At 66.9% G+C, this 12,448-nt stretch carries 13 protein-coding genes, 1 pseudogene and 1 riboswitch; of the genes and pseudogenes, 9 read left to right on the top strand and 5 right to left on the bottom strand.

All coding sequences use genetic code 11. The features are described from left to right. The 3 genes and pseudogenes from AC1DBQ_RS08815 to AC1DBQ_RS08825 all read right to left on the bottom strand — a co-directional run. Positions 1–218: pseudogene (locus tag AC1DBQ_RS08815) on the bottom strand (cation:proton antiporter); the annotation flags it as partial. Between the two features lie 5 nt (positions 219–223). Further along, entirely contained in the window at positions 224–706 is a 483-nt protein-coding gene (locus tag AC1DBQ_RS08820; RefSeq protein WP_476928144.1) for a cation:proton antiporter regulatory subunit, read from the bottom strand. A gap of 38 nt (positions 707–744) precedes the next feature. Then, positions 745–2,148, bottom strand: a complete 1,404-nt coding sequence (locus AC1DBQ_RS08825) for an MFS transporter (protein ID WP_476928145.1) — start codon at positions 2,146–2,148, stop codon at positions 745–747. A 203-nt stretch (positions 2,149–2,351) separates the two neighbouring features. Here AC1DBQ_RS08825 and AC1DBQ_RS08830 point away from each other — a divergent pair, with 203 nt between their 5' ends. The 7 genes from AC1DBQ_RS08830 (at position 2,352) to AC1DBQ_RS08860 (ending at position 9,685) form a co-directional block, all read left to right on the top strand. Then, positions 2,352–5,390, top strand: a complete 3,039-nt coding sequence (locus AC1DBQ_RS08830; RefSeq protein WP_476928146.1) for a Na+/H+ antiporter subunit A — start codon at positions 2,352–2,354, stop codon at positions 5,388–5,390. Beyond that, positions 5,387–6,001: a Na(+)/H(+) antiporter subunit C gene (locus AC1DBQ_RS08835; protein ID WP_476928147.1), complete on the top strand. Its 615-nt coding sequence runs from the start codon at positions 5,387–5,389 to the stop codon at positions 5,999–6,001. Before AC1DBQ_RS08830 ends, AC1DBQ_RS08835 begins: the two co-directional genes overlap by 4 nt. Then, on the top strand, positions 5,998–7,623 hold the full coding sequence (locus AC1DBQ_RS08840) for a Na+/H+ antiporter subunit D (protein ID WP_476928148.1): 1,626 nt from the start codon (positions 5,998–6,000) through the stop codon (positions 7,621–7,623). The genes AC1DBQ_RS08835 and AC1DBQ_RS08840 overlap by 4 nt, the downstream gene beginning before the upstream one ends. Next, a complete protein-coding gene (locus AC1DBQ_RS08845) occupies positions 7,620–8,165 on the top strand; it encodes a Na+/H+ antiporter subunit E (protein WP_476928149.1) in 546 nt (181 codons plus the stop codon). Before AC1DBQ_RS08840 ends, AC1DBQ_RS08845 begins: the two co-directional genes overlap by 4 nt. Further along, on the top strand, positions 8,162–8,440 hold the full coding sequence (locus AC1DBQ_RS08850) for an MrpF/PhaF family protein (RefSeq protein ID WP_476928150.1): 279 nt from the start codon (positions 8,162–8,164) through the stop codon (positions 8,438–8,440). The genes AC1DBQ_RS08845 and AC1DBQ_RS08850 overlap by 4 nt, the downstream gene beginning before the upstream one ends. Continuing rightward, positions 8,430–8,840 carry a monovalent cation/H(+) antiporter subunit G gene (gene mnhG, locus AC1DBQ_RS08855; RefSeq protein ID WP_476928151.1) on the top strand — a complete coding sequence of 137 codons (411 nt, stop codon included), beginning with the start codon at positions 8,430–8,432 and terminating at the stop codon, positions 8,838–8,840. The genes AC1DBQ_RS08850 and mnhG overlap by 11 nt, the downstream gene beginning before the upstream one ends. A 74-nt stretch (positions 8,841–8,914) precedes the next feature. Beyond that, a complete protein-coding gene (locus tag AC1DBQ_RS08860) occupies positions 8,915–9,685 on the top strand; it encodes an ion transporter (RefSeq protein ID WP_476928152.1) in 771 nt (256 codons plus the stop codon). A gap of 23 nt (positions 9,686–9,708) precedes the next feature. Here the strand turns inward: AC1DBQ_RS08860 and AC1DBQ_RS08865 are convergent, their stop codons facing one another. Further along, the gene (locus tag AC1DBQ_RS08865) at positions 9,709–9,972 is read right to left on the bottom strand and encodes a DUF4235 domain-containing protein (protein WP_476928153.1); all 264 of its coding nucleotides are present in this window, start codon (positions 9,970–9,972) and stop codon (positions 9,709–9,711) included. A gap of 118 nt (positions 9,973–10,090) precedes the next feature. On the opposite strand from AC1DBQ_RS08865, the gene AC1DBQ_RS08870 reads away from it, so the two are divergent. After that, positions 10,091–10,849 carry a DUF4386 family protein gene (locus tag AC1DBQ_RS08870; RefSeq protein ID WP_476928154.1) on the top strand — a complete coding sequence of 253 codons (759 nt, stop codon included), beginning with the start codon at positions 10,091–10,093 and terminating at the stop codon, positions 10,847–10,849. On the opposite strand, the gene AC1DBQ_RS08875 is transcribed toward AC1DBQ_RS08870, so the two are convergent. Beyond that, positions 10,846–11,391, bottom strand: a complete 546-nt coding sequence (locus tag AC1DBQ_RS08875) for a heme-degrading domain-containing protein (RefSeq protein ID WP_476928155.1) — start codon at positions 11,389–11,391, stop codon at positions 10,846–10,848. The two genes, AC1DBQ_RS08870 and AC1DBQ_RS08875, sit on opposite strands and share 4 nt — an antisense overlap. A 186-nt stretch (positions 11,392–11,577) precedes the next feature. Further along, positions 11,578–11,721, top strand: a riboswitch (TPP riboswitch). 66 nt (positions 11,722–11,787) lie between these two features. Between AC1DBQ_RS08875 and AC1DBQ_RS08880 the strand changes: the two genes are divergently transcribed. After that, positions 11,788–12,435 (top strand): ECF transporter S component, encoded by a 648-nt coding sequence (locus AC1DBQ_RS08880; protein WP_476928156.1) that lies wholly within the window; start codon positions 11,788–11,790, stop codon positions 12,433–12,435. Positions 12,436–12,448 lie beyond the last annotated feature (13 nt).

Here is a 12,448-nt window from a genome sequence, read left to right on the forward strand (position 1 = left end):
AGCATAAGCAGCAGGAGGATGACTCCGATCTCGCCGGAAAGATGGGCGAACTCGTGCATGCCTTCGAGCTTGACGAKGCCTCCGGMGCCGAAGAACAGACCGCCCACCAGGTAGAGCGGAATGGGGGACATGCCGATCCGCCCGGCCAGTCTGGCCAGCAGGCCGAGACAGAAGACGACAGCCCCCAGCTCGATCAGGGTCAGCGCGAGCGGATCCATCCCGCTTATCCGTTGCGAAGAATGCTGGCCGCCGTGTCCAGGCCTTCTTGGGTTCCCACTGCGACGAGGAGGTCACCGGGGTGGAGGACGACGTMGGGTCCCSGGGAGGGGAGGACCTCGCCCTCGCGCATGATGGCMACGATTGAGACGCCGCTGCGGGTCCGGATGCAGGCCTTTCCCATCGGCTGGTTGTGGAAGGGGGATTCGGCGCTGATCGAGAACTGGCGCGTCACGATGCCCGGGACTTCCCGGTGGGCTTCCGAGAGCTGCATGGCGAGGCGCTGGCCCCCCAGGAGGTTGCCCAGGGCGGCGGCCTCGTCGGCCGTCAGCGGAATGGAAGCCTGGCAGGTATCAGGATCGTCCCAGGTCGAGACGATGAGTTCCGTTTGGCCTTCACGGTATTCGACCACGCCGATSCGGCGTCCCGAGGCAGTCATGAAGTCCTTGCGCCGGCCGAGGCCGGGGAGGTCCGTCTCATCCACGTTCATATCTTCAGCCTAGTGCGCGAACCGGACATTCGGACGCCTCAGGCCGCGGGGACGACCGCGATTTCGGTTCTGTCCGGGGCCTTGACCGGCAGGAGGACGAGCAGGCCTGCAAGCAGCACCACMATGATGCCMAGGATGCCCCACCGCTGGGCCTCGCCGGTGGCCGTGAGGGGGGTGGCGACGGTGATGCACAGGGTAAAAAGGGCCGGGGCAAGGAAACTCACAGCCCGGCCTGTGGTGGCGTAGAGCCCGAAGAGCTCGCCGGATTCCCCGTGCGGGGCGAGCCGGGCGAGGTACGCGCGGGAGGACGACTGGGCCGGTCCCACGAAGAGGCACAGGAACAGGCCGAAGATCCAGAAGGTGGTGGTGCCGGCCCACGCCAGGCCGAGGAATTCGTAGCTTCCGTTGCCGAGCACCAGGATGGCGGTGCCCGCGAGCAGCAGGCCGGCCAGGGACGCGATGATCACCGTCTTCGGCCCGATCCTGTCATCCAGGAAGCCACCGAAAACGGCCCCGACGGCCGCCACGACATTTCCGAAAATCGCGAAGAAAATGACGTCCTTGAGCTCGAAACCAAAGGTTCCGGCCGCGATCACGCCGCCGAAGGTGAACACGGCGGCCAGACCGTCCCGGAAGATGGCGCTTGCGAGCAGGAAATAGATGGTGTGCGGGCTGGTCCGGTAGATCGCCTTGATGCGCCGGACCAGCAGGCCGTACGAGGCGAAGAAGCCCAGCCGCGCGCCCCGCCCGGCGCGCGGCACCTCCGGGACGGCGAAGAGTACGGGCAGGGCGAAAATGAAGAACCACAGAGCCGAAAACACTGCCACAAGCCGGATGTTCAGGCTGTCCGCGGTGGAGCCGCCAATCCAGTCGAAGCTGGGCTGGACAAAGAGTTGGAGCACAATCAGCAGCGCCACAATGCCGCCGAGGTACCCCATGCCCCAGCCGAAGCCGCTGACCTTGCCGATGTTCCGCGGGGTGGAAATCTGCGCGAGCATGGCGTTGTAGTTGACCCCCGCGAATTCGAAGAAGACATTCCCCAGCGCAATCAGCGTGACGCCGAGGAGCAGGAATTCCGGCCGCGGGAAGACGAAGAAACACAGCCCGGTCAGGACCGCGACGGCGGCCGTGTTGACCCCCAGCCACAGCTTGCGCCGGCCCCCGGTGTCCGAGCGCTGCCCGGTGACGGGGGCCAACAGGGCGATGGCCACGCCGGCAACGGCCAGCGCGGCGCCCAGGACCGCCGAGGCTTGGTCCTCGCCGCCGAAGGCCTTGGAGGTCAGGTACACGGTGAAAACGAACGTTGTCATGACGGCATTGAAGGCTGCCGAGCCCCAGTCCCATGACGCCCACGCGAGGATCCGACCCTTGTGCGAGACGGGACTTCCCGCTTCCAGTTCCGACGACGGTCGCATGGCCTCGGGGGCGGCGGCAGTGTTCATAGCCAGAATGGTAGCCGCCCCGGACACCCTCGGACTGTCCCCCGCGGGAGTCCCTGGCGGCTTTTGCTACGAATTATTCAGTGGCCGGCGTCCCTKCCAAAAGAATTTGTACACGCTTGGTAAACTGTCCGCACCGAACCTAACAAATGAACCGCCTGCTCTAACTTGCTGACAATCGAATTTCTGACGTTGCGGAGACACCAGTGATCACAGTCCTTGCCGTGCACTTTGCGGTGGCTGTCGTGGCCCCGCTGCTGTTCCGAAAGTTCGGCAGGAATTCGTTCTATGCCCTGGCCGCTGTTCCCGCGGCCTCCTTCATCTGGCTGCTCCTGCAGCACGACGCCGTTTATTCAGGTGCAGTCAATTCAGACCGCGCGATCGCCGAGGCGATCCCTTGGGTTCCCGCCCTCCAGCTGKAACTCGCGTTCCGGATGGACGCGCTGGCCTGGGTCATGTCCCTGCTGGTTCTTGGGGTCGGAGCGCTGGTGCTGGTCTACTGCGCCCGGTACTTCAAGAACAAGGACGACTACCTCGGCGGGTTCGGGGCCCAACTCCTGGCCTTCGCCGGTGCCATGTTCGGCCTCGTCACCGCTGATGACCTCCTGCTGATGTTCATCTTCTGGGAACTGACCACGGTGCTGTCCTACCTGCTGATCGGCTACGCCCGCACCAGGCTGTCCGCCCGGCGCTCGGCGCTGCAGGCGCTCATGGTGACCACTGCCGGCGGCCTGGCCATGCTCGTGGGGCTCATCATCCTGGGTTCGACAGCCGGAACCTACCGGATCCAGGCCATTCTGGACATGGCCCCCGTGCTCGTCACCGGCCCCGCGGCAGGCGCCGTGAGCGCCGCCGTCGTCCTGATCCTGATCGGTGCGATCACCAAATCCGCCCTGGTTCCGTTCCACTTCTGGCTCCCCGGCGCGATGGCCGCCCCCACGCCCGTGAGCGCCTACCTGCACGCCGCGGCCATGGTGAAGGCCGGGATCTACCTGGTGGCCCGGCTCGCCCCCGGGTTCGCCGGGGTCCCCCCGTGGCTGCCGATCGTGCTGGGCCTGGGCCTGGMGACCATGCTGGTCGGCGGCTACCGGGCCCTCCGGCAAACCGACATCAAACTCATCCTCGCCTACGGCACCGTGAGCCAGCTGGGCTTCCTKACCATGGTGGTGGGCCTCGGCACTCCCGACGCGGCGCTCGCCRGACTCGCCCTGCTCCTGGCGCACGGATTGTTCAAGGCCACGCTGTTCCTGGTGGTGGGCATCATCGACCACCAAGCGGGGACACGGGACATCCGCAAGCTCTCCGGCGTCTACGGTTCGGCCCGGGCACTGGCGGTCGTAGCGGCGATCGGCGCGGCCTCGATGGCGGGCGTACCCCCGCTGGCCGGCTACGTCGCCAAGGAATCGGTGTTCGAGGCCTTCATCCAGTACAGCTCGGAGTCCGGGACCGGGCCCTGGCTGCTGGGAGGCGTGGTCCTCGGCTCCGTCCTGACCTTCGCCTACAGCGCCCGCTTCATGTGGGGCGCCTTCGCCGTCAAGCCCGGCGTGGAGCCCACGGCATTCAAACCGATCAAACCCGCCTTCCTTGCCGCGCCGGCGACCCTGAGCCTCCTCACGATCCTGTACGGCCTGTGGCCCGCCCCCGTGGACGCCTGGATCCAGCCCTATGCGGAGCTCTTTGTGGACGGCTCCGGCTCCTCGCCCGGGCACCTGGCGCTGTGGCACGGCATCACCCCGGCCCTGGGGCTGACCGCGGTGACGTTCGCCCTGGGCGTGGCCATGTTCTACGGCCGCAACGCCGTGGCCCGGCTGCAGGCCCTGGTACCGGGCTGGATCGACGCCGACCGCGCGTACCAGCAGACGATCGGCGCGCTGGACGACACCGCCGTCTGGGTCACCGGACGGACCCAGCGAGGCTCACTGTTCTTCTACCTCTCCGTCATCCTGACCGTGGCGTTCGTCCTGCCGCTGACGGCGCTGCTCGTGGCCAACAASCCGCTCCMGCCCGGACTCTATGTCATCGATCCGGGCTCGCCGCTGCAGCTGGTGGCCGGTGCGGGGGTCGTGATCGGCKCGCTTGCCGCGGTCCGCGCCAACAAGCGGTTCCTGGCCGTCCTGATGGTGTCCGTCACCGGCTACGGCATTGCCCTGATTTTCGCGCTGCAGGGCGCCCCTGACCTCGCGCTGACCCAGATGCTGGTCGAAACGATCATCCTGGTGGCGTTCGTGCTGGCCATGCGGAGCCTCCCCGCGGGTCTGCGGGACCGCACCGGCGGGAAATACCGGGTCATCCGCGTGGTGATCGGCCTGGCGTTCGGCGCCACCATGATCTTCGTGGCCATCTATGCCCTCGGCGCCCGCGTGGCCGAGCCGGTCTCCCTGCAGTTCCCGCAGCTGGCCTACGAGGGCGGCGGCGGCCTCAACGTCGTCAACGTGACCCTCGTGGATATCCGCGCCTGGGACACCTTTGGTGAGATCTCCGTCCTGGCCCTTGCCGCCACCGGCGTGGCCAGCCTCATCTTCGTCCGGGGCCGCGGCGACCGCATCCGGACGGCCGCCACAGTCGCGGAAGGGACCGTCGGCCGGTTGACCGGGGCCCGGGGCAGCACCCGGGACGATGCCGCCCTGGCCATGAACCGTCGGTTCGCTGCAGCCACCCGGGACGCCTGGCTGGTGGCCGGCCGGACCCTGGCCCCCGAACGCCGCTCGATCATCTTCGAGGTGGTCACCCGCCTGATCTTCCACTCCATGATCGTGTTCTCCATCTACCTGCTGCTCGCCGGCCACAACCTGCCCGGCGGCGGCTTCGCCGGCGGCCTCACAGCCGGACTCGCCCTGACCATCCGCTACCTCGCCGGCGGCCGCTTCGAACTGCGCGAAGCCACGCCGGTCGGCGCCGGTACCCTGCTGGGAATCGGCCTGGCCACCGCCGCGGCCGCAGGAATGACGCCGCTGCTGCTGGGCGGACAGGTGTTCCAGAGCGCCATCGTGGAACTGTGGCTGCCCGTGTTCGGCGACATCAAGTTCGTCACCTCGACCATCTTCGACATCGGCGTGTACGTCGTGGTGGTCGGCCTGGCCCTTGACGTGCTGCGCAGCCTGGGGGCCGAAATCGACGAGCACTTCGAGGAGCAGCCCGAGCCGTCCGACGATGGGCCGTCCGACGATGCTCCGTCCGATGACGATGAGGGCGGTCTCCCGGCCGAAACAGCCGACGCGGAAACGACAGCCAGGGGGAAAGCATGAGCGTCAATCTGACCCTGCTGACGGTCATGGGGGCCCTGTACGCCTGCGGCATCTACCTCATCCTTGAACGCAGCCTCACCCGGGTCCTGCTGGGCCTCATGCTGCTGGCCAACGCCACCAACCTCCTGATCCTCGCCACCGGCGGGTACGCCGGACTCGCGCCGATCTTCGACAAGAACACCCCCGCCGGGGACTACAGCGACCCCCTGCCGCAGGCCCTGATCCTGACCTCGATCGTGATCTCCTTCGCCGTCACGGCATTCATGCTGGGCATCATCTACCGGACCTGGGTCCTGGCCCGCCAGGATGAAATCCAGGACGACGCCGAGGACCGCCGCGTCGCGGAAACCCCGAGCTTCGACGCCGAGGACGATTCCGTGATTCCGGTCGAGACCTCGGAGTTTCCGCTGGCGATGATCGGCTCCGACGGCGCCGGGCTGGTGGACACCCCTGTCGGTGGAGGTCCGGGTCCCGGATCCGGTTCCAGCCAGGGAAGCGGTGCGGCCGCGGTCATGTCCGGCGACCGCCCGGTACGGGCCGAACAGGCCGCCTMCGAAGAACAGCCCGGCTCCCTGAACGTTGACCCCAGACCGGAAGGAGGCGGACAGTGAACATCGCCAGCTTTGCCCCGCTCGCCGTCGTACTCCCCATCCTGGGCGCCGCCCTKACGTTCCTGCTGATCCGCCACCCCCGGGCCCAGCGGGCTGTCAGCATCGCCATCCTKACCGTGACCCTGCTGCTGGAATGCTGGCTGCTGGCCTCCGTTTGGGAGGGCGGGACGGCCGCGGTGAACATCGGCGGGTGGATGCCGCCCTGGGGGATCGTGCTGGTGGTGGACCAGTTCTCCTCGCTCATGCTCGTGGTGTCCTCGGCCGTGAGCCTTGCCGTGCTGATCTACGCAACCGGACAGGGCATGGCMGACGGCGACCGCGACGCGCCGGTCTCGATCTTCCACCCGACCTACCTGATCCTCGTCGCCGGGGTGTCCAACGCCTTCCTCTCCGGAGACCTCTTCAACCTCTACGTCGGCTTTGAGATCCTGCTGACCGCCAGCTACGTGCTCATCACCCTCGGCGGCACGGGCCCGCGCATCCGGGCCGGCGTGACCTACGTGGTGGTCTCCGTAGTGTCCTCGGTGCTGTTCCTGATCGCGATCGCMATGATCTACGGCGCCACCGGAACCATCAACATGGCGGACCTCGCCATCAAGCTCGGCGACCTGGACCAGGGCACCCGGACGCTGCTGCACGTCATGCTCCTGGTGGCCTTCGGCATCAAAGCCGCCGTCTTCCCGCTGTCCTTCTGGCTCCCCGACTCCTATCCCACCGCGCCGGCCCCCGTCACCGCCGTGTTTGCCGGGCTGCTGACCAAGGTGGGTGTCTACGCCATGGTCCGCACGGAGACGCTGCTCTTCCCGGGGGATGCACTCAACGCCCCGCTCATGGTCGCGGCGCTGCTGACCATGGTGGTGGGAATCCTCGGCGCCCTGGCCCAAAGCGACATCAAGCGACTCCTGTCCTTCACCCTCGTCAGCCACATCGGCTACATGGTGTTCGGCCTGGCCATGTCCACGGTGGCCGGGTTGGGCGCCGCGGTGTTCTACGTGGCCCACCACATCACCATCCAGACCAGCCTGTTCCTGGTGACCGGCCTGATTGAACGCCGGGGCGGTAGTTCGTCCATGGACCGCGTCGCCGGACTGGCCAAGCTCTCTCCGGTCCTGGGCGTGCTGTTTTTCATTCCTGCCATGAACCTGGCCGGCATCCCGCCGTTCTCGGGCTTCCTGGGCAAACTGGGGCTCCTGCAGGCGGGCATCGAACTCGGGACGCCGCTGGCCTACGCACTGGTGATCGGGGGAGTGCTGACCAGCCTGCTGACCCTGCTGGCGATCGCCAGGGTCTGGAACCGGGCGTTCTGGCGCAAGCCCGAGGACGCGGAACACCCCGATCCGGTGCTCCTGGCCGCACCGGAGGATTCCGCCACCGGAGACCGGGCCGGCAGGACCAACGTGACCCTCCTGCCGCGCACCATGGTGGGCTCCACCCTGGGCCTGGTGCTCTTTGGCGTGGCCCTGACCGTCTTTGCCGGGCCGTTGTTCAAGGTCGCGGACCAGTCCGCCCACGAGATGCTGGACAGGTCCGCCTACATCCACGCCGTGCTTGGCGAGGACGCCCCGGTCCCGCCCGTGCCGTCGGCGGTCCGGCCGGGCCAGCAGCAGGGGGACGGGAAATGAACCGGAAAAGGATCTCCCTGCGCCAGGAACTGCCGCTGCTGGTGTGGCTCGTGTTTGTCTGGGGTGCCCTGTGGCAGAACTTCAGCCCCGGCAACCTCCTCTTCGGCGCCCTTATCGCCGTGGTCGTGGCGCGGGTTTTCTACCTGCCTCCGGTGGAACTCGGCGGCCGCTTCAACGTGCTCCGCGCCGTCCCCTTCGCCATCGTCTTCCTCGGAAAAGTCGTCGCGGCCAGCTTCCAGGTCCTCTACCTCGCCGTGGTCCGCGGCCCGGACGTGGTCAGCGCAATCGTCGCCGTGCCGCTGCGGAGCCATTCGGACCTCCTGGTGACGGCCACCGGGCACGTGATCTCGCTGATTCCCGGATCCCTCGTGGTGGAGGTGGACAGGTCCACGTCCACCCTCTACATCCACGGCATCAACGTGCGCAACGCCCAGGACGCGGCCAAGCTGCGCAAGGAAGTCCGCGATACCGAGGCCGGGCTGATCAGGATCATGGGGACCAAAGCGGAACTGTCCGCACTTGCCCAGGAGKCCGCCGCATGATGCAGATCGTCCTGACGGTGACAGCCGTCGTCCTTTCCCTGGCCGCCGCCGGGGCGATCATCCGGATCGCGCGGGGCCCGTCGCTGCTGGACCGGGTGCTGGCCGCCGACGTCCTCCTGGCCATCTTCGGTGCGGCCCTGTGCATCGACATGGCCGTCAACCGGCACCTGAACAACCTGATGCTGCTGGTGGCTATTTCCCTCATCGGGTTCGTCGGCTCGGTCACCGTGGCCAGGTTCGTGGCCGACCGGAGGGAGAACGTCCGTGAATCCTGAAACAGTGATCGACGCCGTCTCTGCCGTGTTCATGGTGGTCGGCGCTCTGATGTCCCTCGGCGCGGCCCTCGGCCTGCTGCGGTTCCCGGACCTCATGAGCAGGATGCACGCCGCMACCAAACCGCAGGTCCTGGGCCTGTTCCTGCTCCTGGCCTCCCTTGGCCTGCAGATGCGCACCTGGTGGGTGTGGCCGGTCCTGCTGGTGGCGTGGCTCTTCCAACTGTTGACCGTCCCAGTTTCAGCCCACATGGTCGGGCGGGCCGGCTACCGCACCAAGCACCTGCACCCGGAACTGCTGAGCGCCGACGAACTCGAGGCCGTGGTTCAGAAGGCGGCCCAGAAGGCGGCCCGGCAGGCGGCGGACCAGCACGGAACGGACGACGGCGACCCCCGCCCTTGAGCGTGGGCGGCCCACGTTGGGCCCCGGAGAAAGAAGTGTCGGCTACGCAGCCGCTTACGTGCCAGAATCCTCACATGACCAAGGAACGCAGTGAACTGAAGAGCATCGGATATGAGATCTTCATCGGTATCCTTTCGATCCTGTCGATCATCAATCTCGTGCTCTTGTATGTTGTGCAGGATAAGTCGCTCGACACCGTGCTCACGGTGATGAACGCCGTTTTCAGCGTGATCTTCCTTGCCGACTTCATCTACCGGGTCGTCACCGCGCYATCGCCGGGCGCCTATGTCTTCAAGCACTTCGGCTGGGCCGATCTCTTGGCCAGCATGCCTTTCGAACAATTCAAGATCCTGCGCATCTTCCGGCTGATCCGGGTGTACCGCCTGCTCCGCGACGTCGGCATCGGCACGATCGGCCGCGCGCTGAGCAAGGATCGGGCCGGCAGCTCCCTGTACATACTGCTGCTCATGGGCATTTTCGTGCTGGAATTCGGAAGCTTCTCGATACTCCGCGTCGAGCAGGGCGCCCCGGGKGCCAACATTAGGACCGCCTCGGACGCCCTCTGGTACACGATCGTCACGATCTCGACAGTCGGATACGGTGACCAATATCCGGTCACGGATGCGGGCCGTACCATCGGGGCTGGCATCATCGTCATCGGTGTCGGCATCTTCGGCACGTTCACCGGTTACCTTGCCAACTTCTTCCTCTCTCCCAAGAAGAAGGCTCCCGCACCGCTAGCCGATGCGGCCGACACGGGTACGGTCGAAGGACTCCGCCTGCGCCTCGAAGAATCCGAAGCCAAGCTCGACGAGATCAGAAAGCTGCTCGTCGAGCCAAGCTAGCGGACGTCCTTGAACCGCCCGGGTTAGACGATGTCCTGCGTCTTGGCGAAGCGGGTGATCGCGCGCTGGGTGCCGCGGTTGGCGAGCACCTGGATGACGGCGCTGACCGAGGCGGAGATCAGGGCGAAGGTCAGGGCAGAGCGCAGCGTGGTGGGGACGTCGTCGTCGTGGCCCTTGGGCGGCTTGTTGCCCGTGGACTTCTCCCAGACGGTGTCAACGACCTTGGTGCCGACGTAGCCGGCCAGCAGGCTGACGCCGGCGCCGAGCAGTTTGATGACGAGGCTCATTCTTCGTAACTCCTTGGGAGAGGAAACAGGGCTGCCCMTAGCCTAGCGTTCCTTGCCCGGGCATCCAGACAGGGCCAACGCCCCTGTTTGACGGCGCCCGCCGGACGTACTTTCGAGCATGGAACAGCCCCAGACCCAACCGCTCGGCCATGCCCGGGGCGCCGCGGCGGAGAGCCAGAGCTGGCGGCAACTCTACTTTTGGGCCGGGATCTCCGCCGTCGCGTTCGTGGCGTTGTTGATCGTGGCCGTGGTTCTGGACGCCGTTGCCCCGCCACCGATCCACGGCGGTGCCGAAACCCTCGAGTTCATCGCCGGGCACAAGGCGGTCTACGTCGCCGAACAACTCCTGTGGACCGTGCCCAACATTCTTCCGGTTCTGGTATTCGTGACCCTCTTCGTGGCGCTCGCCCCGCTCAACAAGAGCCTGGCCCTCATGGCCACGGTGATCGGCGCCCTGCCATGGGCACTTTTCCTGGCCGTTCCGGTCACGAGCCGCGGATCGATGATCCTGGTCGATCTCAGTGACAGCTACGCGAACGCGATYGGCACCGCCGGGGCCGATGCCCGGCTCCGCTATGCCGCCGCGGCGGAGGCGGTGATCGCCGAGAACAACACGCCCGCCGCCGTCGGCGTCCTGTCCGCGCTCGGCATCCTGCTGATGTCGCTGACCATGCTCAAGGGCGTGCTGCCCCGCGCGGTGGCCTGGCTCGGGGTGGCCGCGGGAGCGATTKGCGTGGTGGCGGAGGCACTCCGTTTCGCCGTTCCGKAGGTCTACCTGGTGTACGGCATCCTCATGTGGGCCTGGTTCACGGCAGTGGGGATTACGCTGATCCGGCTGTCCCGGAGGACGCCGCGCGCGGACGGCGCCGCCGCCTAAGCTCCCGGCGTGAGGACCGTCCGTAAAGCCTCGACCACGAGGTCGTGGTCTGCCTTCTGCGGTAGCCCGGAGACAGTCACGACGGCCACGGCCCCGGTGCCGCGYACGTAGATGGGGAACGCTCCGCCGTGGGCGGCGAACTCCATCTGATCGAACCAGGCGTTCTCCTCGATCCTTCCGCCGGCAGCGCGGGCCCGGAGGCCCACCAGCAGGGAMGGGACCTCATAGCGCTGGGCCGTGCGCTTCTTGGCGTTGATCCAGCGTTMGTTGTCCGGGGTGGCGCCGTMCAGCGCCGCGTGGAAGAGCACCTGCTCACCCTTGGTGATGTCGACGGCGATGGGCAGCGAGCGTTGCCTGCCCAGTTCGACCAGGAGCAACCCGAGGTCCAGGGCATCGTCCTTGCTGAACGATGCGAACTGGAGCGCATCCATTTCGGCCAGCACACGGCCAATGAGCGCCGCAAGAGAACCGTGAGGTTGCGGCTCGCTCGAGTCCGGGTCGTACTCGGCGGAGGGATCTGGCGTGGCCGGTGTGTGCGTCAAAATGGTCCAGCTTTCCGGTGGGCGACAAGGCCGCCCGCTCGCGGGTCCGGGGGCCGACACGTCGACTCTACCAAGCGGCTCTTCCCGGCCGCGGGGAGGGCCTGGGCCAGGCCCCGGATTGTGACAGCACACCACTGAAAACCCTGGCCGTTCGGGTGTAAACTGAGCCAGCCCACAAGGGCGAAATAATTACGACAGGGGAGCGCCGCCGTCGGGCATCGCCGGAATAGTCCGGGGAAACCAGTGGTGGGCGCTGAGAGTGCGGACAGCCGCAGACCCTCGAACCTGATCCGGTTAGTACCGGCGCAAGGGAGTCGAGTTCTCAGGGTGCGCGGAGGGCGGCGGAAGCCGAGGCCGGCCGGAGCACCCTCCCCTCCTGTTCCTCAGGAGGACGACATGACAGATATTTCAGCACAGCATGGTTCGAGCAGCCGTTCATCGGCCCGGCGCACCTACAACTGGCGTGTGGTGGACATCGTGGTGGCCGCCTTGATCGCCGTCGCCGGGGGCGTCATCTTCTGGGCCTGGGATCAGGGCGCGAACCTGATTTCAACCCCGGTCAATGCGATCTACCCGCCGCTCAGCGGACTCTACGCCGGCGGATGGATGATCCCGGCAGTGCTCGGCATGCTCATCATCCGCAAGCCCGGCGCAGCCCTCTTCTGCGAGACTGTGGCGGCCACCGGCGAGCTMATMATGGGCTCGCAGTACGGCACCACCGTCCTGATCTCCGGAGTTCTCCAAGGCCTCGGCGCGGAACTGGTGTTCGCAGCCTTCCTCTACAAGAAGTTCAACCTCCCGGTGTCCCTGCTGGCCGGAGCCGGCGCGGRCCTCTTCTGCGGCCTGAACGACTCCTTCCTGCCGTGGGGCTGGAACATTGCCTACGAAGCCGGCGACAAGCTMGCCTACATCGTCTTCACCACCATCTMCGGCGCCGTGATTGCCGGCGGACTGTCCTGGCTCGCCACCCGCGGCCTGGCCAAGACCGGCGTGCTGGGCTCCTTTGCCTCCCGCAAAGCCGCCACGGAGCCTGTCTTCTCCTGAACCACGTTCCTGA

Source organism: Arthrobacter sp. 10T413_2 (assembly GCF_056394205.1).